Source organism: uncultured Maribacter sp. (assembly GCF_947500405.1).
GTDB lineage: Bacteria > Bacteroidota > Bacteroidia > Flavobacteriales > Flavobacteriaceae > Maribacter_B.
This window is the reverse complement of the sequence record NZ_CANMRY010000010.1, coordinates 117,953-141,475: the sequence shown is the minus strand read 5'-3', so window position 1 is coordinate 141,475 and position 23,523 is coordinate 117,953. Positions and strand designations below refer to the sequence as shown.

At 30.8% G+C, this 23,523-nt stretch carries 18 protein-coding genes; all 18 read right to left on the bottom strand.

Going from position 1 to position 23,523, the window contains the following annotated elements; all coding sequences use genetic code 11:
• Positions 1 to 3 precede the first annotated feature (3 nt).
• Entirely contained in the window at positions 4 to 1,188 is a 1,185-nt protein-coding gene (locus tag Q0945_RS13780; protein ID WP_299435565.1) for a glycosyltransferase, read from the bottom strand.
• Positions 1,189 to 1,212: 24 nt separating this feature from the next.
• Positions 1,213 to 2,607: an MATE family efflux transporter gene (locus tag Q0945_RS13775; RefSeq protein ID WP_299435563.1), complete on the bottom strand. Its 1,395-nt coding sequence runs from the start codon at positions 2,605 to 2,607 to the stop codon at positions 1,213 to 1,215.
• A 50-nt stretch (positions 2,608 to 2,657) separates the two neighbouring features.
• Positions 2,658 to 3,335, bottom strand: a complete 678-nt coding sequence (locus Q0945_RS13770) for a hypothetical protein (RefSeq protein ID WP_299435561.1) — start codon at positions 3,333 to 3,335, stop codon at positions 2,658 to 2,660.
• A complete protein-coding gene (locus Q0945_RS13765) occupies positions 3,332 to 3,493 on the bottom strand; it encodes a hypothetical protein (RefSeq protein WP_299435559.1) in 162 nt (53 codons plus the stop codon). Before Q0945_RS13765 ends, Q0945_RS13770 begins: the two co-directional genes overlap by 4 nt.
• Before the next feature lie 8 nt (positions 3,494 to 3,501).
• Complete coding sequence (locus Q0945_RS13760; protein ID WP_299435557.1) at positions 3,502 to 5,925, bottom strand: polysaccharide biosynthesis tyrosine autokinase; 2,424 nt, start codon at positions 5,923 to 5,925, stop codon at positions 3,502 to 3,504.
• 9 nt (positions 5,926 to 5,934) lie between these two features.
• Positions 5,935 to 6,729: a polysaccharide biosynthesis/export family protein gene (locus Q0945_RS13755; RefSeq protein ID WP_299435555.1), complete on the bottom strand. Its 795-nt coding sequence runs from the start codon at positions 6,727 to 6,729 to the stop codon at positions 5,935 to 5,937.
• A gap of 147 nt (positions 6,730 to 6,876) precedes the next feature.
• Entirely contained in the window at positions 6,877 to 8,232 is a 1,356-nt protein-coding gene (locus Q0945_RS13750) for an exopolysaccharide biosynthesis polyprenyl glycosylphosphotransferase (RefSeq protein ID WP_299435553.1), read from the bottom strand.
• 437 nt (positions 8,233 to 8,669) lie between these two features.
• Entirely contained in the window at positions 8,670 to 10,664 is a 1,995-nt protein-coding gene (locus tag Q0945_RS13745; protein ID WP_299435551.1) for a DUF349 domain-containing protein, read from the bottom strand.
• Positions 10,665 to 10,941: 277 nt separating this feature from the next.
• Positions 10,942 to 11,694 carry a shikimate dehydrogenase gene (locus tag Q0945_RS13740; protein WP_299435549.1) on the bottom strand — a complete coding sequence of 251 codons (753 nt, stop codon included), beginning with the start codon at positions 11,692 to 11,694 and terminating at the stop codon, positions 10,942 to 10,944.
• Positions 11,666 to 12,685: a DUF368 domain-containing protein gene (locus tag Q0945_RS13735; RefSeq protein ID WP_299435547.1), complete on the bottom strand. Its 1,020-nt coding sequence runs from the start codon at positions 12,683 to 12,685 to the stop codon at positions 11,666 to 11,668. Before Q0945_RS13735 ends, Q0945_RS13740 begins: the two co-directional genes overlap by 29 nt.
• 112 nt (positions 12,686 to 12,797) lie before the next feature.
• Positions 12,798 to 13,718, bottom strand: a complete 921-nt coding sequence (locus Q0945_RS13730; protein ID WP_299435545.1) for a DUF368 domain-containing protein — start codon at positions 13,716 to 13,718, stop codon at positions 12,798 to 12,800.
• Positions 13,719 to 13,731: 13 nt separating this feature from the next.
• The gene (locus Q0945_RS13725; RefSeq protein WP_299435543.1) at positions 13,732 to 15,129 is read right to left on the bottom strand and encodes a tetratricopeptide repeat protein; all 1,398 of its coding nucleotides are present in this window, start codon (positions 15,127 to 15,129) and stop codon (positions 13,732 to 13,734) included.
• A 97-nt stretch (positions 15,130 to 15,226) separates the two neighbouring features.
• Positions 15,227 to 16,408, bottom strand: coding sequence for an aspartate aminotransferase family protein (locus Q0945_RS13720; protein WP_299435541.1), 1,182 nt, complete (start codon positions 16,406 to 16,408; stop codon positions 15,227 to 15,229).
• Between the two features lie 45 nt (positions 16,409 to 16,453).
• Positions 16,454 to 18,109 (bottom strand): OstA-like protein, encoded by a 1,656-nt coding sequence (locus tag Q0945_RS13715; RefSeq protein ID WP_299435633.1) that lies wholly within the window; start codon positions 18,107 to 18,109, stop codon positions 16,454 to 16,456.
• Positions 18,110 to 18,245: 136 nt separating this feature from the next.
• Positions 18,246 to 19,517 carry an adenylosuccinate synthase gene (locus Q0945_RS13710; RefSeq protein WP_299435539.1) on the bottom strand — a complete coding sequence of 424 codons (1,272 nt, stop codon included), beginning with the start codon at positions 19,515 to 19,517 and terminating at the stop codon, positions 18,246 to 18,248.
• A 12-nt stretch (positions 19,518 to 19,529) separates the two neighbouring features.
• On the bottom strand, positions 19,530 to 19,985 hold the full coding sequence (locus tag Q0945_RS13705; protein WP_299435537.1) for a transcriptional repressor: 456 nt from the start codon (positions 19,983 to 19,985) through the stop codon (positions 19,530 to 19,532).
• Between the two features lie 53 nt (positions 19,986 to 20,038).
• Positions 20,039 to 22,243, bottom strand: coding sequence for a RelA/SpoT family protein (locus tag Q0945_RS13700; protein ID WP_299435535.1), 2,205 nt, complete (start codon positions 22,241 to 22,243; stop codon positions 20,039 to 20,041).
• Between the two features lie 44 nt (positions 22,244 to 22,287).
• Positions 22,288 to 23,520, bottom strand: coding sequence for a M48 family metallopeptidase (locus tag Q0945_RS13695; RefSeq protein WP_299435533.1), 1,233 nt, complete (start codon positions 23,518 to 23,520; stop codon positions 22,288 to 22,290).
• Positions 23,521 to 23,523: the final 3 nt, after the last annotated feature.

Sequence of the window (23,523 nt, the reverse complement as noted above, 5' to 3'; positions counted from 1 at the left end):
GTTTTATTCTTTTAATATAGAATTAATGATAGTATTGAAATTTTCTTGAAAAGCTTCAATGGTATAATTTTCTTGAGCAAATTTTAGTACATTATTACTAATTTCTTCTAATTTTTCTGTTTTGTAATTAGAATATTCTGTTAGCTTATTGTTTATATAGTCTACCTTAAAGTCGTCCAAGAAAAAAGCATTTTCTTTTACCCTATTAAAACCAGTGTCTTTATTTACAATTGGTATTAATCCATGGCGCATACATGTTGTAATAGATGTAGAAAAGCCTTCAGAACAAGAAGGCAATATAGTGAAAGTACATTTGTTAATAATATCTAAAAATACGTCAGAATTTATATTAATATGACCGTAATCTATGATGTTCTCTTTTTTCTTAGGGTATAGTAAGATTCTATCCTCTTCAGATAACCCTCCTACATGTAAAAAAATATCGTCTCTTTTTTCAAAAATATCTAATAATATATCTAACCCTTTATGGATAGCACCAAAGGAACCAAACCATAAAAAGTGTTTTCTTCCTTCTTCATGATTCTTTTGATTGGAAGAGAAATTTTTATTATAAAACCCGGTTGGAAAAATAGATTTAATATTAGGATACATAGTTTGGAAAGGCTCTATTTCACTCATGGTAATTACCTGTGAATATTTTTTTTCTAAGTGGTGTTTTTTGTAAAAATTACCTGTTCTTACTACTCTAGCTGTTTTGTTTTTACGCTCTTCAAAATAATCTAGTCTTTTGCGCTCTTCTTTTTCAGCAAAATCGGGATGATGTTCTGTTAAGTACCAAACGGTTATCGCTTTAGGATTTATTTTTGTGAGTTGATAAAATGCTTCTCCAAAACCAAAGATTAAATCGTATTTTTTGGTTTTTATTAGGTCAACAGCTTTGGTGTCATTACAGCCAATAATATCTATACTATAGCCTAATTCTCCTATAACTTTAGTTATGGATAAAATTTCTTTGGGTTGTGTTCTACCTACATTTATTTGTTCCCAATCTAATAAATAACTATCGGTTATATAACAAATTACAGCTTTTTTTTGATCAATAAGGGCTGCGCTATAATTTATGTTTTGAATTATGGTAGTATCTTTTATTCGCTCTTCATAGAAGAAATCTTTTATGTTACGCCATATTTTTTGCTTAAGTCTACTTTTAAAATTATTGAAGGCCATATATGGGTTTAGTTTAGTTCTATTTTATTTAATCCAGATTCCTTTTTTATTCTTATGAATAATCATATAATATTGTATAGGAGCTAAAATAATAGCATTGAAGTTAGCCAAAACAGATGCTATAAAAAGGGCATAAACTCCCATTTTATAAAAATTTATAAAAATTAAAGTCAGCGTAACATATAGTATAGGACTTATGATGCTAGAAATAAACTGCAATCGTAAAGCACTAATACCGTTTAAAAAGCTTACATATTTAGAACCAAAAATTGAAAATATAAAAAAAACTAAGCCCCAAAAGGATAACCAGTAATCAATTTTTACTTTGCCTTCTCCTAACCAGAAGTCATAGATGAAATCTGCAAAAAGGAGCATTATAATACCACATAGTACAAATACGATGTTCAATAGGTTGTATTTTTTTATACTATTTTTAATCCAGATTAAATCTTTTTTAACATACGCTTCTGTAGCTGCAGACCAAAAAGGGGTTAAAAATATCATGAAACCCATATTTAATATTCCAAAATATTTAAATACAATATTATAGTTCGTGACGTCTTCCGGACCAAAATTTCTTGATATAATAAAGTTTGCAGATTGAAATTGCACCAAACCTGCAATTTGAATTACAAAAAATACAATACCTAAATTAAAAAGGCTTTTCGCGTGCGAAAATTTTATTTTAGAAACAGAAGGTTTGTATTTTTTATATTTTCCTTTAAAAAAGAAAACATTTGCCCCAATTAGTGCCAATAGCGGAGACACACATAGTGCTAGGCCTAGGTTAACTAAAGAACCTTCGGTTGTTTTTACTAAAATTAGAATTATTAGTAAGGATATTATTTGGCCAATAACATCTATTAAAGAGGCTTTTGCAGGTTCTTGATCTGCCGATAATAAGGTGGTTATAGTTCTTAACACAAATTGCAAACAGAAATAAGAAAAAACAATTAGTGCAAGTTTAGATACATCTGTACTATATTGTGGGTCTAAATTTAATAAAGAGGCCCAGTTTAAAAAAGGGTTTACTAATAAGAAAAGCAACCAAATAGATATGAAAACAACACTTAATATACCATAGGTAGTACTAATATATATTTGCGCAGCATTATCATCTCCCTTTGCTTTAGCTTCTGCAAACCTATTGCGTAAACCATGGGTTATACCAATATCAAAAAAGCTAAACCACGCCACAACAGAACTAAGGGTTAACCAAATACCATATTGCGCAGTATTAACATAGTTTAACGTTAGTGGCACAACTAAAAGGCTTACCGTTATACTAGCGCCTTTTATAAATATAGAGGAGAGTATATTTTTTTTTGCTTTTGCACTCCTCTCGTGACCTCCCCCAATATATTTTTGGAAAAGAGCTAGTATGGGTTCTATTAGTAAATGTTTTTTATTTTTTGCCAATGTCTTGGTGGAATTATTTTGTTTAAATATAAAGAGTGGTTACAATAGTGTTACTCTTTTTTATAGAATCTTTTTCTATCCCAATTAATGTTTCGTTTAATTTCTTTTGCAGGTAAACCAGCTAATATAGTATTGGGATTTTCATGAGAATTGGTAACCACCGACCGTGTTGCAATAATAGAGTCATTAGCGATAGATGCTCCTTTTAAAATAGAGGTGTGTGCTCCGACCCAAACATGATTTCCAATGGTAACGTTTTTTGCGTAATTTATCCTTTCTCGTGTTGTATTATCTATAATAGAATGAGAGTCTCCTGTACGTACATCTATGCCATTGGAAAACATACAATTAGCTCCTATATTCATTTTAGAATTAGGCTCTGTTATTGCTAGGTGCGTATCTTCAAAAGTAGTGCTGTGGTCTATAAATAACTTGCAATGGTCATCTTCCACCCATATTTCACCTGCTCTATTAAATTGCACACTTTCAGCAATATGAATAGTGTTGTTACTACCTTTAATATAGAAGGTAACATTTTTGAAAATACAATTTTTTTGTATGTTTATGGTGTTGAATTTTCCTGAAATTATAAGTTTACAATTTATAAATCTACAGGAAGTATCAATTTTTAATTGATTTTCTTTTCCTGATATTTTTTTAGAGATTGATTTTTTGAAAAAATAACCATCCCTAATATTTTTATAGGTTTTAATTAGGAATTTTTTCATGTAATTTGTTCTTTATTTTTTTTAAATATTATTTTTTTAATCCCTTTTGGACTAGTATCATCAGTAGTATATTCTATTAAATAGTTTTTAGCAGTTTTGTATTGCTGTTTCACTATTTCAGAGTCTGTTTGAAATATTATTTCAGAGCTACTAGTCATTTTCGTTTCTATTGTTTTTTATAAGAATAGGTATATTCTTTGTTTAAAGAGTAGCCATAACCACTACTAAATTCTTCATTAATAAAACCTCTTCTTTTTACACCATTAAATACTATGCCTATGTCTTTTATATTAGGATTAAGATTGTGTTTTAAATGTTTTATTGCATTTAAAGGAGTATGGTCATGCCTTACAATATAAAGCGTTTTGTCGCTAAAATGGGTTAGTAAATTAACATCTGCAACTAAATTAACAGGAGCAGAATCAATAATTATATAATCATATAGCCCTGATAATTCATTAAACAATTTATTAATCTTACCGTTTAATAGTAAGTGAGTATAATCTTCGATTATTGTTCCTACAGGAATAATAGACAAATTTTTATTTATTGGAGATTTGGCTATTATTTTATTTAAATTGTGAAGGTCATTTAAATAATCTGTTAAACCATGTTCATTTTCTAGGTTAAAAGATTTTGTAGTTTCTGCTCTAATAAAATCCATATCTATTAAGATTACCTTTTTTCCAGATTGCGCAAGACAATAGGATAAATTTGTACAAACAAAACTTTTACCTTCTCCTGGAATACTAGAGGTTACTAAAATTTTTTGTTTTGTAAATTCTTTGCTGTAAAGTCCTAATTCTACTCCGAGTTGTCTAAAATAATCAGGAAGAACGGCTTCTCCTTGCTGTATTAAAACTTGTTTTTGATTTTTTAGGTTTAAAAATTTTCCAAAACCTAACTTGTTGCATACAAAAATTATTTTTTGGAGAAAAATTTGATCAATAGATTTTTTAGTATTTGTACCATTTTCAAAATTTACAAAGGGCAATTCAGAAATTACAGGAATATTTGTATTATTTTCTATTTCTGATCTAAAAAGAACATTGCTATTAAGCATTTCTTTACCAATAATATAGGTTAAGCCAATGCTAAAAGAAGCAACTAGAGTTAAGAAGTATATTATTGTTTTTCTTGGGCTAACAGGAGAAGGGCTAGACTGCGCTAAATCTACAATTTTAGTTTCGCCATCATTAGGGGCGTAGGATAAAGCCGTTTCTTCTCTTTTTTGCTGTAAAAAAACGAATAATTCATTTTTAATAGTTTTCTTTCGAGTAATTGCTAATAATGCTCTTTCTTTTTCCGGGAGTGTTTTTAACTCGGAATTAGACTTGTCTGAATTTAAATTTAAATTTCCTAAACTGGCGTTCAAATTGTTTTTGTGGCTTCTAATATTTTCTAATATACTAGGTCTAATTTTGTTAATTTCTTTTGTAATAGATAGTAGTATTGGGTTGTTGGCTCCAGTTGTATTTTTTAATTTTTCATATTCTAATTCCGAATTGTATAGTTTTTCTAATAATTGCGATAATACGGGGTCATTAATACCTATCGTAGAGGGTACTAAACCGCCTTTGTTTTTTTTAGAGATTACATATCTTTCCACTTTTTGCAGGACTGATATTTGTCTATTAATATCGGCTATTTGTCTATCATAGTCTCCTACATTTTCTAAATATAATTTACCTTGTTCACTAATGTTAACCAACCCTTCTGACGATCTAAATTCTTGTATTTCAATTTCTAAATTATTTAGTTCTTTTTCTACATTATTCATTCTTTCTTCAATGAATTCTAATGTATTAGCAGCTAATTGATTACGGTCATCTACTCCTTTTTGGTTGTAGGCTTTTATTACCTGGTTTAGAATTTCTTCGGCTTTTTTTGGATTAGGGTCTTTGTATGTTAATCTTACAACAGTTGAAACTTGATTAATAGCATTAACTTCTATACCTCCAGAAAGATCTATTGCAAGCTGGTTAGGGTTTATGAAAGTGTAGTAATATTCGTCATTTATAGAGGCAGTATTGTCGTCTTTTAAAACATACTTTATTTCTCCAAATAAAGAAGATGTAACCCATTGGTTTACGGGGTAAGAATTTTCATTAATAATTACTTTTTTAATTGAAGAGTCATAGGTTATGGGGTACTTTTTAATTAATTTTTGCGATATTGAGTTTAAGATGTCTGGATTTTTTAATTGTATTTGAACGGGTGGGGCATAAACAGGAACATCTTTTAATAATTTTTTTTTGTATACTGGTGCATATAGATGTAAGTCTTTAACTACATTAGTTAAAACTGCTCTAGAGTTAATTACTTCTATTTCATTTTCTACAATCTTTTTAGATTCAAATGGGTTTATAGATTCTACTAACTTAGCATCATCTACGCCCTTATTTTTATCTTTTATTATTAAGGTAGCAGAGGCTTGGTATATTGGGGTTTTGAATTTTAAATATACCCATGAAATTGATAAAAGAAAGATAGTTAAAAAGACAAATAATGGCCAATAAGGTAGGAGCTTAGACGCTAGTATTCTAAAAATATTTTCTTCGGAATTAGTATGTTGATTTTGGTCGTACATGTTTTAATATTAAAGACTTACAATAGCTATTATGGCTAAAGAAATACCACTAAGAATTACAGGGATCCAACCTTTTACTTCACTAGAACTTGCAATTTTTGCAGAATTAGGTTCTACGTATATAATATCATTAGATTTTAGGTAGTAATAAGGAGAGTTAAAAATTTCATTAGTAGTTAAATCTATTTTTATAACTCTTTTTATGCCATTCTGCTCTCTAATTAAAGAAATATTATCTCTTCGTCCATAGATAGTAATGTCACCAGCTAGTCCTAAAGCTTCTAATAAAGAGATTTTTTCGTTAGGGATATTTATAACAGAAGGATTTTTAACTTCACCAAGGATAGATATTTTATAATTTAAATATCTAATGTCTACTATTGGTTCTATTAATAGTTTTCTGTCAACTAAAATTGATGTTATTTCTTCTCTCAATTCTTTTTTTGTTTTACCAGCGGCTTCTATTTTTCCTAAAACGGGAAAACGTATGGCACCATCTTGATCTACTAAGTAACCAGAAACTCTTGTTGTATTACCAGCAGTAGTAGACGATTGCGTGCTAAAGTTATTAGAAAGGTTAAACATTTCAGCAGCTTGCGGGTTTATACTGCTAACAGTAATACTTAATAAATCATTCTTCTGTAGAATAGGCTCTAGACTTTCATAAGAATTAGATTTTATATGTGCAGTAGATTTATTAAAATAAATTGCGTTTTTTGCATTGCCACAAGATATCATTAATCCAATAATATAAGTGTAACATAATAATTTTTGAAACTTTAATTTATTTTTAAGATACTCCATGATTGTAATAAGGATTAGTGTTTTTTTTATAATTAAGATTTTAAAAAAAAATATTTAGAACAAAATTAGTTTAAGAAGCAAAGCTAAACAAGAAAACTCGATTAACTTCTTTTTCTATAGCTCATATTATGAGGTGTTTTATAAAGTTTAATACGCTTTTTCTTCTCCTATAAATACATTAGCTACAGTTGCATAAATGATTCTTATGTCTAGCATAAGGGACCATCTTTCTACATAAAAAATATCTAGCCTTGTTCTGTTTAATATATCAGATTTCATGCCAATTTCTCCACGATATCCTTTGGTTTGCGCTAAGCCTGTAATACCAGGTTTTACAAAGTGCCGTACTAAGTATTTGTCTACGGAACCTTGGTAATCTTCTGTATGTGCTTCCATATGTGGTCTTGGCCCAACCACACTCATTTCTCCTTTGAGCACATTAAAAAATTGTGGTAGTTCATCGATACTGGTTTTACGCATAAATTTTCCTATTTTGGTAACTCTCGCATCATTCTTAGTGGCCATTTTAGCATCGGAATCTTTATTAACAGTCATAGATCGGTATTTGTAACACCAAAATATTCTACGTTTAAAACCGTGTCTTTTTTGTTTAAAATATAAAGGACCTTTAGATTCTAATTTTATTAAAACATAAAGTATAGGGGTTAACCAAGATAACACACCAATAATTACTAAAAGAGAAAAAAGAATATCAAAGGTTCGTTTTGCAATACGTGCGTACTCGGTATCTAATGGAACTTTTCTAAGATTTAGTACCGGAATATTTTGATACGCTTCTATAGACATGGCCTTAGAGAAGACTTCTTTATTGTCTAATATAATTTTAAATTTAATAAGGTTGTTATCCGCAAAATTTACTAAATTTTTTAATTCTTCTGTATTAAAGTTAGAAGCTACACAATAAATCTCATCAATATCATTTTCTAAGATATAACCAAAGCTATCTACAATGTTCCCTAAATACGTAGGGCTTTTTGATTTTTCATTATCAAAATATCCTTTATATCGATACCCTAAATATGGGTCGTCAAAAATGCGCCTTATTTTCTTTAAATTAGGGTCTCTTCCTAAAACCACTACATTGGCAGAGTTACCACCTATCATTCTGTAATTTCTTCTTGCCCAAAAGAATATGATCCTATACCATGTTAAAGAGGAGCAAATAAGTAGGAATACTAATAATTGATGTTGTAATGAATGTACGGGTGTTCTTGTTATGGTAAATAAAGCTAGATACGCTAAGCCATATATAAAATAAAGTTGAAACATTTTAGTGACGTTAGTCATAAAAGTATCCTTACGACCAGTTGGGTAATAATTTATCCCGTAGGTAATTATAAGCCAAGAGAAATTGTAATAAAGAATGTTATTTACATGTAAATAGGTTTCAGGAGTAAGTAGGAGTAATGTTCCATTTATAATGCATAAATGGATAATAATTGAAATAGGAATTATAAGATGTGATCTTTTAATTTTTTTCATTCCTTAATTTAATGCTTTATTTTATTAGTTACATAAACGAAACGTTTATACCTAAGCATAGTTTTATCTTTTAAGAAATATAATGGTCTTAACAGAATTTTATTGTAGTAGGAATCATAAAAAAGATGGGAACTTTTTATTCTTTGGTCAAAGATAAATACTCTTCTTGATATTTTTAAAAAAAAAGAAATAGAGACGTTTAATTTAATAAAATGAAAACTTTATAATTTATTGCAAACCTATAGTAAATTACAGAGCTGTAGGTTTTTTTGATAAAATAATGCAGTTTTGGTTTTCTAGAATTTTTCGATAAAGTGTATTGTAAGGTAACGATAAGAGGTAATTATTTTCGTTGAATTGTTTTGGTGTTTTTAAGTTGTAATTTAGAAATTAGAAAAAGGTTAGCTTTTAATAACCTTTTTCTAATTAAAAATATGCTATTCCTCTTCCGATGCTTCCGGTTCTATTGTTTCACTGGAATCTTCTTTATTTAGATTGTTTTCTAGAATATTTAATTTTTTCAATTTTTCTCTCCACGTGGCTAAATCATCTTTATGTTTTTGCACACTCTTAATCACCTCTTTTACTAAAGGGTTATCTTCGGATGCATTGGAGAAAAACTGTAAATTATTTTCTAGCTGCCTAATTTCATCTTTACTCTCCTTAATTTTTTTGCGAATAAAAGCGCGTTCATTGTAAATGGCTCTTTCATTATCTTGAGAGTTGGCAAGTTGTTGTATTTTATTGCCATATTTTAAAAGCTCAGATTCCTGTCTGCTAACATCTAATTTATTAAAAAGAGCATCTAGTATTTTATTAAATTTTTGGTTGATATGCTTCTTGTTAAATGGAACTCTGCCAAAGCTTTTCCATTCAGCAATGAATGCCTTTATAGCAGTTAAATCTTCGTTTCTTTCTCCAGAAATCGTAAATGCTTTTAATTTTTCTAAAAAAGCATTCTTTAATTCATAATTAGCCTCTTCTTCTTTGTTAGACTTGTTTTTAACGGCATGAACTCTATCAAAATAATAATTGCAAGCGGTTTTAAACTCGTTCCAGATTTTGTCGGAATATTTTCTTGGTACATGCCCTATTTTTTTCCAATCGCTTTGTATGCGTTTCATTTTGGGAGTAGTGCTATCCCAATCTTCACTATCTTTAAGAGAAATAGCTAAGTGTAACAACGCTCTCTTTTTATCAAGATTTATTTGTTGTTCTTTCTTTAAGTTTTTGTAAAAACTGTTTTTGTTACGATTAAATTCCCTTACTGCTTCTTTAAAAAGAGCCCATGTTTTTTCGTTTTCTTTTTGGGGAACTTTACCAGCTTTAAAAAAAGATTCTCTAAGCGCTTCTAGTGTTTTAATTTGTTGTTGTAGCTGTTTATGATTGTGAGATACATTTTTAGATAAAACAGTAATTTCTTCTATAATTCCTTTTTTTACCTCTAAGTTTTTCTCATAAATTTTGTCCTGTTCTATATAATATTCTTGTCTTCTATTATGTAAAACTTTTGTTGCAGCACTAAAACGAGCCCAAATTTCTTCTCTATGATCTTTGCCGACAGGTCCAATATCTTCTTTCCAGATTTTGTGTAAGGTTTGTAATTCTCTAAAAGCTTTATTTAAATCTGGTTCACTACCTAACTCTTCTGCTTTTTCTACAATTTTTTGTTTTTCTTCTAAATTGTGTTTAAAATCTAAATCTCTAAGTTCTCTATTAATATTTAAAAAGTCATAAAAGATTTCAATATGATGCTGGTATGTTTTCCATACATCATTATAATTTGTTCTAGGAATTGGTCCTGCGTTACGCCATTGTTCTTGAATGTCTTTAAAATTTTTGTAGGTCGTATTAATATCTTCTTCTACATTAACTAAGCCTTTAAGATTCTCGATAAGGTTAAGTCTGTTCTTAAGGTTTTCGTTTAAACTTTTTTCTAGACTTTTATAATACGTGTTTTTCTTTTCTCTGTAATCCCCATAAACTTCATTAAATTGTCTTTTAGTAACAGAGTTGTATCTAAAGTCAATTTCATTACCGCCTGAAGCAATAAATTCTTCTTTTTTGTGATCTAAAAATTCTTGAAATTTTAAATCAAATTCTGTTTTAATACCCTCTACATGTTTTTTTATGGCTTGTACTTTTTCATTACGAACAAGACGTTGCAGTTCCCCAACTAAATTTTCCATACTCATAGAATGGTAGTCTAGAATAGGAATTTCATGCCTTTGTTGGTTGTTTGTATCCTCCGCATCTTCAGCGTTTTCTTCATCTATTTCTTTATGTATAGATTCTTCACTATTGGCGTCTTCAGCTGTTTCTGGAGTAGAGTTTTCAGTGCTTTTCTCCAACTCACTAGTAGTGTTGGTAGTTTCTGAGCTATTTTGTTCTTCTACATTTTCTTGTAGATTATCGTCTTTTTCTTCCTGCATTATACTGTGTTTTTTTGTTCTAAAAAAGTACACTGTTAAGATAGTGACAACAAAACATATAGCAAAAGATAAAAGACTTTCTTTTTTGTTACAAGGAATTAAATAAAAAGATGCTGTTTTCTTGTTTACTCCATAATCGAGATTTAAATGCTCTGACGCTTGCGTCGAAATCAATCTAATTTTTCTACTAATGCCTCGTGGGCTTGCCCCGAGGTAGTTTACTAAAAACTGTAATTAAAAAGGTAATCTCATATTCTTTTAATTTGGGAAATAGGTGCTAAGAATTCCATATTTCCCACGACTTTTCAGCCTGTAATTCTAACATTTTTTGTCCATTACAAATAGATGCGCCTTGCGCTTTTCCGGCAAGTAAAAAAGCAGTTTTTTCTGGATTGTATATTAAATCAAAAAGTAAGTGCTCTTTTGTTATATAGTTGTAGGGTAGTGCTGGTTTTTCTGTAATATTAGGATGTGTGCCAAGTGGCGTGCAATTTACAATCACGGTATACTCTTGCAATACAGTTTTAGTTAATTCCTGGTAGGATAATTTGTTTTCTCCAGAATTTCTGGAGACAAAAGTATATGCAATGCCTAACTCCTTAAAAACAAACGCAACAGCTTTAGAAGCGCCACCAGTTCCTAATATTAATGCCTTTGTATGGTGTTTTTTTAAATGTGGAAGAATGGTGTGTTTAAATCCGTAGGTGTCTGTATTAAAGCCTTTTAGTCCTTCTGGGGTAATTTTTATAGTGTTTACGGCCCCAATTTTTTTAGCATCTGCATCTAAGCTATTAAGAAAAGGAATTACCGCTTCTTTATATGGGATAGTTACGTTAAAGCCATGTATAGCTTCAGGTTTTTGTATTATTTTGGAAAACTCTTCTATGTTTTCTATATCAAAATTACCGTAGGAGTAATTATGTAATCCCATATTCTTGAATTTACCCGAAAAATATCCTCTTGAGAAGGAGTAGGATATATTTTTGCCTACTAACCCAAACTTATATTGTTTCTCTTCTTTTTTTTCCATACCAATCAATTCCTAATAAAATAAATATTCCTACTACTATAAAAAGTATAGCCCACCATGTTTCGCTAATTTCAAAATTGGGAAAATACCGTTCATAGTTACTAATTATCTTTTTATCATTACTGTCTAGAAGAATGTTTCCGCTAGCACTAGTTTTGTATATAGTTTTTTTCCATGGCCATACCACCCCTAAGGAACCTGTTATAAAACCAATAATTAACACTGTAGTATTGTTTTTGTAATTTTTTAAAACATAACTTAGTACATGTGATAACGTAACCAAACCGGTTGCAGAACCTGTTGTAAAAACAGCTAGTATTTTTAAAGTATTAATTCTTTTAGGATTTTTTACAAAACTTAAATCTCCAGTAACGATTTCTGAAAAAGTATCATATAAGGCATTTACAGAGTCTACTAAGAGTAATACGTAATTACCAAGGAGAATTAAGATAAAGGAGCCAGATAGCCCTGGAAGTGTCATACCAGAAACACTTATCATTCCACAAATAAAAATAAATACTAAGTTGTCGTTTTCTTTGGCTGGGTTTAAAAAACTTATTGAAATGCCAATTAGCAAACCGATAAAACCAATGCTAATAGTTTTTTTATTCCAATGATTAAAATCTTTGGCTATATAATATATGGACCCAAGAATCATCCCAAAAAAAGCGGACCAAACGTAAAGTTCTTTTTGAGCTAAAAAGTAATCTAATACTTTAGAAATACTAAAATAACTTATTAGCATACCCAATATTAAAAGCGCTAAAAATCTTCCGTTTGTGTATTGAACAAAGCTTCTTAATCTACCACTAATTAGTAATTTAAAAGCTTTTAGATTTATTTTTTGTAAAGAATAAATAAATTCTTCATAAAAACCACCAACAAAGGCAACAATTCCTCCAGATACTCCAGGTACTTTGTTTGCAGCACCCATAAATAACCCTTTTAGGATTAAAAGTAATTGGTCTTTTGTAGTTCTTACGCTGCTCATGCTTCTACTCGATAATCGAGATTTAAATGCTCCGACCTTGCGTCGAAATCAATGCTAATTTTCCTTCTAATGCCTCGTGGACTTGCCCCGAGGTAGTTTGCTAAAGCAGCGTTTATTTTTTGTTTGCTACTTTTTCCATGATAAAAATAAGGGAAAAACCTAGGATAGCAAGTAGTATGGCAAACATAATTTTTGGATCTCCATCAAAAGAAAAAGGAGATATACTCTGCTCATTTATAGGTATTATTTTATCGTCAAAAACTTTGGTTTCTAAAACTTTTTTCCAAGGCCATATTTTATTTAACGAACCAACAATGAATCCTGTTAGTAGTGCTAGCGTAATATTTTTGTAATTAGCAAACATCCATTTTAATAGCTTTGCAAAACTTAGTAATCCAAATATAGCACCTAGCCCTACTGTAATTACAATTTTTATATTTCGTTCATGTACAGCTTCAAGTATGGTTTTATAAGACCCTAGTAATACGAGTATAAAAGCTCCAGATATTCCTGGTAAAATCATAGCGCAAACTGCAAGAGCTCCTGATAAAAATAGAAATGGTAAACTTTCTACATTTTCATTTGGAGGGAGTGTTGTAATGTAGAAAGCTATGGCGGCACCAAATATAAGGGCAATAATTGCGGTTGCATTCCACTTTTCTATTTCCTTGCCAACAAAGAATATACTTGCTGATACTAGCCCAAAAAAGAAAGACCATAATAGAATAGGTTCGTTTTCTAATAGCCAACTTACAATAGTTGCTAATGAGAATAGGCTAATAAATATGCCTAAAAATAGTGCAGCGAGAAAATTGCCATTTGCTTTCTTCCAAAAGGGTTTTAGCCCATCATTTTTTAAAGTTGTAAAAAGGGATGGTCTTATATTGTTTATAGAGTTTATAAGTTCTTCATAAATACCAGAAATAAAAGCAATTGTTCCGCCAGATACTCCAGGAACTACATCTGCAGCTCCCATTGCTATTCCTTTAAGTGTAATAAACAGGTATTGAATTGGGGTTCTTTTTTCTGTCATTCGTACGTAATAGTTACATTTTTTTCTTCACAGAATTTACTATTTCTTGCGTCCATTGTGTTTCGCTGTATTGCGGAAACTGTTCTTTAAAAATGGAAAAAGCATTAAAGTTTTGCTTTAGAGCATCTATAAGCGTAATTCTTGCGTTTATTAAATCTTTTTCTAGTAAATATAAACCCGGAATTTTATAATTTATTTCAGGACTGTCTGGATAAAATTGTTTTCCTTGTGCTAGTATTTGTAAAGCGGAAGGAATATCGTTATTATGAACAGCAATAGTAGACCAGTTTAACCATGTTTCTAATTCATAGTTACCCAAATCTACAGCTTGTTTGTATGCAAAATCTGCTTGATCATAATTTTTTAATTCTGTATTTATTTTTGCACATTTTTTCCAATAAATAGGGCTTTCTCCGTCTATATTTAGGGCTTTGTTAATATAATATAGCGCTTTGTTATAATTTTTTCTATTCATATAAAAACGGGTTATTGCTAACCAGCCTTTATCTAAAAGGGGGTCTTCATGAACGGTTTGGTAGTAATAATACTTAGCCGTGTCATAATCTTCTAGTTTTTCGTAACATTTTCCAATGCGCAAAAAAGCATGAGATGTTGGATCCTCTATTTTTATAGTAGTTTCGTAATTTTCTATAGCTTCTTTGTATTTACCAAGTTTTTCTAAAACTTTTCCTTTTTCAAAATAAGCCCCAATAAAATTGTCATCAGATATTATAGCAAAATCAAAAGCAGCAAGAGCTTCTTTATACATTTTTTCTGCATAATATTGTTTTCCTAATTGATGCCAAGCAACTTCACAATATGGGTTTCTGTCTAAATAATCATTTAAGTAAAGAATGGCACCTTCATAATCTTCTAAAAATTCAAAACAGTAAATAACATTGTAAAGCGAAGAATAATCTTGCTCATCAAAAGAGACGCATTTCATGAAATTTTCCCTAGCTTTTTTGAAATCATCCATAAAAAGGTATTCCATTCCTAAAAGGGAGTGAATATCAAAAGTGTTATCAGATAATTCTAGTGCTTTATTTAAAAGCTGTATTGCACCTTGATGATTATCTTTTTTAGAGAAAATATTTGCTCTTTGAATATAAATTTCTTCGTTACTACTATCTAATAGCTGAAGTTTATCTAAAAGCTGTTCTGCTGCTTCAAAATTATTTTCAAACACCATAACTTCCACGTCTAAGAGTTTTAGCTCTATAGAGTCTGGGTGTTGTTTTAAACTTATTTTAATGGCTTTTTTAGCTAAAGAGATTTTTCCATTGTTTAGGTAATGATGAATAATATCTTCAAAATCTTCTGAGTCAAAGAAATATACATCATCCGTCTTTAACATGGATTCAAACTTCGCTATAGGCCTGTTTGGCCTTTCGTTAGATTCTAATGCCATAGGAACATTTTAGTTAGTCTATAGAATTAAAAGTACGCTATTGCTGTTACTTTATCTTCCTTGTTGCAGCTATATTATTAACAAATTAGTTAACAAATTATTGTAAATGCTTGTCTAGAATGGTAAGAATTATAGTACATCCTTTTTCTATTTCTGCTGTTGAAATAGTTAAAGGAGGAGAAATTCTAATTGCTTTTGGTTCAAATAATAACCAAAAAAGTATTAGTTTTTCTTTAGCTGCTTCTAGTATTATTTTTGTGGCTAAATCTCCAGATTCTAAGAGTATAGCAAGCATTAAGCCTTTTCCTCTTACTTCTTTTATGAGCGGGTGTATTAGTAATTTTTTAAATAAAATTTCCTTTTCTGTGGTTTGATGTATGAGGTTTGTTTTTTTAAGTTCTACTAAAGTAGCCAAACTAGCTGCAGCAATAACGGGGTTTCCTCCAAATGTAGTAATGTGGCCTAATTTAGGCTTGTCTTTTAAGGAATCCATTACTTTTTTAGAGGCTATAAAAGCACCAACAGGCATTCCAGATGCCATTCCTTTTCCAATAACTAAGATGTCTGGAGTGCAATTATAGTGTTCAAAAGAAAACCATTTTCCTGTTCTTCCAAAACCTGGTTGAATTTCATCTAATATTAAAAGTGCTCCAACTTCTGTACAGCGTTTTTTAACTTTAGTTAGGTACTCCTTTTTTGGAACAATAAATCCTGCGCCACCTTGTATGGTTTCTAATATTACAGCGGCAGTTTTGGTGGTAATTTTTTCTATTTCAGGAAAAGAATTAAAAGAAATATAGGCAACGTCGGGAATAAGAGGTCTAAAAGGAGCTTTACGTTCTTCTAACCCCATTAAACTTAAACTTCCCATAGTATTGCCATGGTACGCTCTTTTTGCAGCAATTATTTGGGAGCGACCAGTAAATTTTCTGGCTAATTTAAGGGCGCCTTCTACTGCTTCGGTACCAGAATTTACCAGATACGTTGCGTTTAAAGAATCGGGTAAAATAGAAGCTAGTTCTTTGGTGTATTTAACTGCTGGTTCTTGAATGTATTCTCCGTACACCATAACATGCATATAGCTTTCTGCTTGTTTTTGTATAGCATCTACCACCGCAGGATGGCAATGACCTAGTGTACAAGCCGAAACACCAGCAACAAAATCTAAGTGTGCATTATTTTTAGAATCGTATATATAGGATCCTTTAGCATGAGATACTTGTAAGGCTAGTGGGTGAGGAGAGGTTTGTGCTTGGTATTTTAAAAAATCATCTTTCATAAAAATACATATTGCATGTTTTGTTAAAAGAATATAGGGTAAATATTATTTTTTCACCTTAGTTTCCTTTGGTTTTCTGGCGTCTTTATTTGGATTGTTTATTGGGTCTCCTTCATTTTTGCTGCGTTCTTCTTCTTCGGCATCAATATCTATAGGGTTGCTTATACCACGGATAGTTACAAGTTCTATATTATTGTCATCTTCATCAAAGATGTCCTCTTTTGTTAGTATTCTTTCTTCTCCTCTCCAGATAAATCCTTTTAGTTTTCTGCTATTTTCGGGTAGTTCGGTTTCCGGGAAAATAGTGCCATCTGGGTTTGTTTTAAAAACTAAATCTTCTACATCGTTATTGGCCATTGTAATTCGTATTTCACTACAAATTGTTTTGTTAATTCCAATAAGTTCATCGTCATCATTATACATGTAATATATGACTTCGGTATTTTTAATTAAATCAATTATTTTTAGTTCATTTTCTTCAAACTGACCAAATAAATCTTTTCCTTTAGCTTGGTTAAATCCAGATTTCCCGATAGTATCTTGTGAAATAATAAAAGCATTGTTTAATACTTTTAAAGAATCTAGCTTTTCTGTTTTTAGATTAGATATTAGGTGAATACTATCTCCTGTCATTTGGTTTTCACCATTCCATAAAATAGGATTTCTAATTAATTGTGTAATTCCGGTTTTTTGTTCAGAATGTATAGAATCGCACTTGCCACTTAAATCTTTTTTATAAAATTTAGCGTTTCTAAAGGCCCTTAAAATACGTTCTTCGGGTTTGCCAGTGATCATTAAAGTATCTCCATGCATGTATAAAGAATCTTTTTCCATGACACTAATAGATACTGCTCTTTTTGTTGCAAATAGCGAGTCTTTTGCTTTATAAACTTCGGCATAATGTGCTCTTATTAAGCCATCATTTATAGTGTCTGTTACTACTATATTATTGGTGGCAGATGCAAATTCTTTAGCTTTATTAAAGTAAACACTATCTCCTTCAATAATACGGTCATTATAATCTATCCTTGTATTTTTTATACCATAACCACTTTCTACCTTGGTGTCATAAAAACCTCTCTCGCAGTAAATTTTATACGATTTGCCTATAATGGTAGATGGGCCATACATGTACGCGTTTTTAGAGGTAGTGTAGTAATCTAATTGCTCAGAATCTAAAGTATATTCTGGGTTTTGTACATGAACACTATCTAAAAACTGATATTTTTTGGCTTCCATAAAATACTTTCCAATTTCACTGGTTAGTGTATTTGCAGAATCTACAACGGTACCAAAGTCTTGGTAAAAAGCTTCTTGTTTTTCACGGTCTAAGCGTAGCGTATCCGTTTTTAGTGTCATATCTGTATTTTCTAATACAACACTTTCATAAGCTTTTGCAAGTTTTATATTGCCATCGTACTCAATTTTTCCACTGGTCATTTTTACAGAGTCTCCTTGCTGTAAACGTATGTTGCCTATTGCTTTTAATCTATTTTCATGCTGATAAAAAATAGCAATATCGCACCATAAATCTGCTCCTTGGTGCTCAAATTGCACTTGTTTTTCATCTTTACTAAAAATAGAAGCTCCAGGATATTTTGCTTCATTTTTAGTAAAATTAGCACCATAAACAATATTAATTTGGTTGTTTTCTTCCGTATTGGTATTTTGGGACCATAGTATAGAAGAAATTAGTAGCAGTAGTATTGTGTAGTATATTTTTTGCAATTCAATTTTTTTTCAAAAATAGGATTTTTTAAAAGAGTGTTAATACCTTTAGTATACATTTAATAAAGTAAAGTATAAAAAAAGCCACTCTAAAAAGTGGCTTTGTAATTTATCTTAAAATAGTCTGTGTTCTGTCTGGGCCTACAGAAACTATTTTAATTGGTACTTCCAATTCTTTTTCTAAATAATTTATATAGTTATTTAACGCTTCTGGAAACTCTTCTGGGCTTCTCATTTTTGTTAAATCTTTATCCCATCCATCCATTTCTGTGTAAATTGGGGTAACGTTTTCTGGTTCTATATTGTACGGTAAATGCGTAATAGTTTCTCCTTTATATTGGTATGCTGTACATACTTTTAATTTAGGGAAACCACTAAGCACATCTCCTTTCATCATCATTAATTCGGTAACACCATTTACTCGTACTGCATATTTTAAGGCAACTAAATCTAACCATCCGCAACGTCTTGGTCTTCCTGTAGTAGCACCAAATTCATTACCAACTCTTCCCATTGTTTCGCCATCTGCATCAAATAATTCTGTAGGGAAAGGACCGCTACCTACACGAGTAGTGTATGCTTTAAAAATTCCAAAAACACCGCCAATTTGGTTTGGAGCAACACCTAAGCCAGTACAGGCACCTGCTGCAGTAGTATTAGAAGAAGTTACAAAAGGGTAGGTTCCAAAATCTATATCTAATAAGGAGCCTTGCGCACCTTCTGCTAGTATTTTTTTACCTTCTTTTTGTGCTTGGTATAAATACTCTTCACTATCAATAAAGGTAAGTTGTTTTAATTCTTCAACAGCTTCAAAAAATGCAGTTTCTAACTCTGGTAAATCATATTGTATGTCTACATTGTAAAAACTAATCATAGCTTCGTGTTTGTCTGCTAATGAGCGGTATTTTTCTTTCCAGTCAGATAACTCTAAATCTCCAATACGCATTCCGTTTCTACCGGTTTTGTCCATATATGTTGGACCAATACCTTTTAATGTAGAACCAATTTTTGCTTTTCCTTTAGAAGCTTCCGATGCGGCATCTAATAACCTATGTGTAGGTAAAATTAAGTGTGCTTTTCTAGAAATTAATAGTTTAGATTTAAAATCTATATTAAACTTCCCTAGAGCATCTAATTCTTTTTTAAAAATAACAGGGTCTATAACAACACCATTACCAACAACATTCATGGCTGTTTTGTGAAATATTCCAGAGGGGATAGTGTGTAAAACGTGTTTAATTCCATCAAATTCTAAAGTGTGTCCTGCGTTTGGTCCTCCTTGGAATCTTGCTATGATATCATAGTCCTTGGTTAGTACATCAACGATTTTTCCTTTTCCTTCGTCTCCCCATTGAAGCCCTAACAATAAATCTACTGCCATTTAAGTAACTAGTTAATTGGTTTTATTATTTGTTTTATTTTTTGTTCCGTAAAAGTATAAGGAGTGGTTGTTAATTTTAATATCAAAAACCTCTTCTATTGTTTTTTTTATAGATTGAATACGAGGATCACAAAACTCCATAACCTCACCAGTGTCTGTTAAAATAACATGGTCATGCTGTCTGTCAAAATAAGATTTTTCGTATTGTGCCTGATTTTTTCCAAATTGGTGTTTACGAACCAATTTGCAATCCATAAGAAGCTCTATAGTGTTGTATAGTGTTGCTCTACTTACACGATAGTTTTTGTTTTTCATATTAATATAGAGAGATTCTATATCAAAATGATCATCACTTTCGTATATTTCTTGAAGAATAGCGTAACGCTCAGGTGTTTTTCTATGCCCATTTTCTTCTAAGAAAGTGGTGAAAACGTTTTTTACAATGTCTTGATTCTTATTCTGGGCCATACTTTTTTACAGCATTAATGTACAAATGTACAGCTAAATTTTGATACATTCTTCTATAGTCTTGTTACTTTATGAATGCCGTTAATTTGTTTTAGGTTTCCTATTAATTTTTTAAGGATTGCAATATTTTTTACAACTACCGTTATTTTTCCTTTAAATGTGCCTCCATCTGTACTAAAACTTATATGTTTAATATTTACGTGCATGTTTTTAGATATCATTTCTGTGATTTGACTAACAAGTCCCAGGTTATCTATACCCGTAAGCATAATATCGGATTTAAACTCTTCTTGAGAAGAATCTATCCATTTCGCTGTAATAATTCTATAAGCATAATTTGACTGAAGCGAAATAGCATTTGGACAGTTTTTTTTATGAACTTTTATCCCATCAGATACGCTAACGAAACCAAAAACTGGGTCTCCAGGAATTGGGTTACAGCATTGTGATAAGGTGTAGTCTAATTTTTCTTCTTCCTTTCCAAATACTAATACATCATATTTACTTGTAATTTCTTCTTTGTCTACATTTTCTGGAACAGGATTTCTTCTAATCTTATTTTTAAAGAAACTTATGAAGGCATTGCTGTAAGAAGAAGCAAAGTCTTTAAGCATTTGGTTGTCTATAGCGCCAATACCAATTCTATAAAACAAATCCAAACTAGTTTTTAGCTTAAAAAAAGTAACCATTTTGTTAATAGTATCTTCATTAAGGGTAATTTTTTGCGACTTTAATTTTCTACGCAAAATTTCCTTGCCTTCCAGAGCCATAGCTTTTTTCTCTTCTCTTAAGGAAGATTTAATTTTGGCTCTTGCTCTTGCCGTTGTAGCATAATCTAACCAGTTTTGATTAGGTTTTGCTTGCTCTGAAGTAATAATTTCTACTTGGTCTCCACTATTGAGAGTAGTATTTAATGGTATAAGTTTTCCATTTACTTTTGCTCCACGAGTTCGCATACCAACTTGGGTGTGTATGCTAAATGCAAAATCTAAAGGAGTTGCTCCTTTAGGCAAAGATTTTAGTTCTCCTTTTGGGGTAAAAACAAATATTTCTTTAGAGTATAGGTTTAGTTTAAATTCTTCAACAAAATCTACAGCATTTGTGTTTGCATTTTCTAAAGCTTCTTGTAAACGATTTAACCAAACCTCTATCCCTTGTTCTTTTTGGTCTCCATGTTTATATTTAAAGTGTGCGGCATATCCTTTTTCTGCAATTTCATGCATACGCTCACTTCTAATTTGTACTTCAACCCAACGTCTTTTTGGCCCCATTACTGTTATGTGAAGAGCCTCGTAACCTGTAGATTTTGGTGAAGAAATCCAGTCTCTTAAACGTACTGGGTTAGGAGTAAAGTGGTCTGTTACTATGGAGTATATTTTCCATGCTAAAAACTTTTCATTTGCTCGATCCGATTTATAAATAATTCGAATTGCAAACTTGTCATATATTTCATCAAAGACAACATTCTGAACCTTCATTTTCTTGCGAATAGAAAAGATAGATTTCATTCGCCCTTTTATAATGTAGTTTAGTCCTTCTTTCTTTAAAGAGGTGTCAATTACATCAGAGAAAGCATCAATATATGCTAGGTTATCTTCTTTAGAGTCTTCTATTTCACTTTTTATATCTCTATACACATTAGGCTCTGTGTATTTAAGACTTAAGTCTTCTAGTTCTGTTTTAATGTTGTACAGGCCAATTCTATGTGCTAATGGCGCATAAATATAGAGGGTTTCTGATGCTATTTTAACTTGCTTATGCTCTGGCATGGAATCCATGGTAAGCATGTTGTGGTAACGGTCTGCAATTTTAATAATAATGACTCTTACATCATCATTAAGGGTTAATAACATTTTTCTGAAGTTCTCCGCTTGTTGGGAGATATTCATGTCTTTTTTTAGATGTGCTATTTTTGTAAGACCATCTACGATACGTGCAACGGTTTCTCCAAACATGCGGTCAATATCATCTAGAGTATATTCCGTGTCTTCAACCACATCATGCAATAGGGCAGATGCTATAGAAACAGCATCTAAACCAATTTCTGATGCTACAATTTTTGCAACCGCGATGGGATGAAAAATATAAGCTTCGCCAGATTTTCTACGTTGGTCTTTATGGGCATCTACAGCAATTTCAAAAGCAGAACGTATTAACTTTTTGTCATCATCAGATAATGTTTGGTAGCTAATACGAAGCAACTCTTTGTATTGCTTTGCAATTTGTTTATTCTCTTTTTCTATTTCTACATCCGTCATACTACATTAAAATTAATACATTCTTTATTGGTATACAACAAAAACTATTCCTTTAAATTACGTATTCTTTTAATTAATGGTGGATGGGAGTAGTGCATAAAAACATATGCTGGATGTGGGGTAAGATTGCTTAAGCTATTTTCTGAAAGTTTTTTTAAACTACTAATTAGTGGAGCTGCTGCGTAAGTGTTTTTAGCATAATCATCTGCTTGGTATTCAAATTTTCTAGATATACTATTCATTACTAATCCTGTTAGTTCAGAAATAGGACTATATAGTATGCCAAAACTTATTAATGCAGCATGAAAACTTGGTTTTAAAACTCCAATTGCCAAGGAAACTTCTGGATTATTAACAAATAGTGAAAGAATAAAAAGCATAAAACCAGTAAGTGCTATAGAAGAAATTAAATTAAAAATTATATGCTTTCTTTTGTAATGCCCAACTTCATGAGCTAGAACAGCTACAATTTCATTTTCTTCTAAATCATTTACTAATGTATCATAAAGTGTTACTCGTTTTTCTTTTCCAAATCCAGAAAAGTAAGCATTAGCTTTTGTGGAGCGTTTGGAGCCATCTATAATATAAATGTTGTTTAAAGCAAAACCCACTTTTTGTGCATACATTTCAATTTTGTTTTTTAATGTTCCTTCCTCTAAAGGATTTTGTTTGTTAAATAAAGGAACTATAAGTTTACTGTAAAAAAGATTCATGAATAGTGTAAATACAGCAATTAGTGCCCAAGCATATATCCAGAAATTAGTGCTTGCCCATTGAAAAAACCATAATATTAAAGCTAGAATGCTGCCGCCAACAACACCCATCATTGCCCAGCTTTTTATTTTATCTATAAAAAAAAGAGCAGGTGTAGATTTATTAAACCCAAATTTTTCTTCAATCGTAAAGGTTTGATAATATGAAAAAGGAGTCGTAATAATATCACTACCTATTAATATAATGCTAAAAAATAAAAGGGCTTGTAAAATAGAATTATTGGAAATGGTGTGTACTAATTGGTCTACAAAGTTAAATCCTCCAAATAGTAAAAATCCTAATGTTAATACTAAAGAAAATGTAGAGGTTAGTAGCCCAAAACGATAGTTCGTTTTTTTATATTCTTGCGACTTTTTGTATGCTTTGGCATCAAAAACATCTTGCAGTTCTTCTGGTATAGGATCGTTATATTTTTTTGCATTCAAATAATCCAAAATTGTTTCAAGAATAAATTGAAAAATTAAAATTCCAATTATTACATAATATAAAGTAGTACTATTCATTGT

Bases quoted from the DNA above. Each gene is read 5' to 3' on its own strand.
- Q0945_RS13780 (WP_299435565.1), bottom strand. From the start codon at position 1,188: ATGGCCTTCAATAATTTTAAAAGTAGACTTAAGCAAAAAATATGGCGT.
- Q0945_RS13770 (WP_299435561.1), bottom strand. From the start codon at position 3,335: ATGAAAAAATTCCTAATTAAAACCTATAAAAATATTAGGGATGGTTAT.
- Q0945_RS13765 (WP_299435559.1), bottom strand. From the start codon at position 3,493: ATGACTAGTAGCTCTGAAATAATATTTCAAACAGACTCTGAAATAGTG.
- Q0945_RS13760 (WP_299435557.1), bottom strand. From the start codon at position 5,925: ATGTACGACCAAAATCAACATACTAATTCCGAAGAAAATATTTTTAGA.
- Q0945_RS13755 (WP_299435555.1), bottom strand. From the start codon at position 6,729: ATGGAGTATCTTAAAAATAAATTAAAGTTTCAAAAATTATTATGTTAC.
- Q0945_RS13750 (WP_299435553.1), bottom strand. From the start codon at position 8,232: ATGAAAAAAATTAAAAGATCACATCTTATAATTCCTATTTCAATTATT.
- Q0945_RS13745 (WP_299435551.1), bottom strand. From the start codon at position 10,664: ATGCAGGAAGAAAAAGACGATAATCTACAAGAAAATGTAGAAGAACAA.
- Q0945_RS13740 (WP_299435549.1), bottom strand. From the start codon at position 11,694: ATGGAAAAAAAAGAAGAGAAACAATATAAGTTTGGGTTAGTAGGCAAA.
- Q0945_RS13735 (WP_299435547.1), bottom strand. From the start codon at position 12,685: ATGAGCAGCGTAAGAACTACAAAAGACCAATTACTTTTAATCCTAAAA.
- Q0945_RS13730 (WP_299435545.1), bottom strand. From the start codon at position 13,718: ATGACAGAAAAAAGAACCCCAATTCAATACCTGTTTATTACACTTAAA.
- Q0945_RS13725 (WP_299435543.1), bottom strand. From the start codon at position 15,129: ATGGCATTAGAATCTAACGAAAGGCCAAACAGGCCTATAGCGAAGTTT.
- Q0945_RS13720 (WP_299435541.1), bottom strand. From the start codon at position 16,408: ATGAAAGATGATTTTTTAAAATACCAAGCACAAACCTCTCCTCACCCA.
- Q0945_RS13710 (WP_299435539.1), bottom strand. From the start codon at position 19,517: ATGGCAGTAGATTTATTGTTAGGGCTTCAATGGGGAGACGAAGGAAAA.
- Q0945_RS13705 (WP_299435537.1), bottom strand. From the start codon at position 19,985: ATGGCCCAGAATAAGAATCAAGACATTGTAAAAAACGTTTTCACCACT.
- Q0945_RS13700 (WP_299435535.1), bottom strand. From the start codon at position 22,243: ATGACGGATGTAGAAATAGAAAAAGAGAATAAACAAATTGCAAAGCAA.
- Q0945_RS13695 (WP_299435533.1), bottom strand. From the start codon at position 23,520: ATGAATAGTACTACTTTATATTATGTAATAATTGGAATTTTAATTTTT.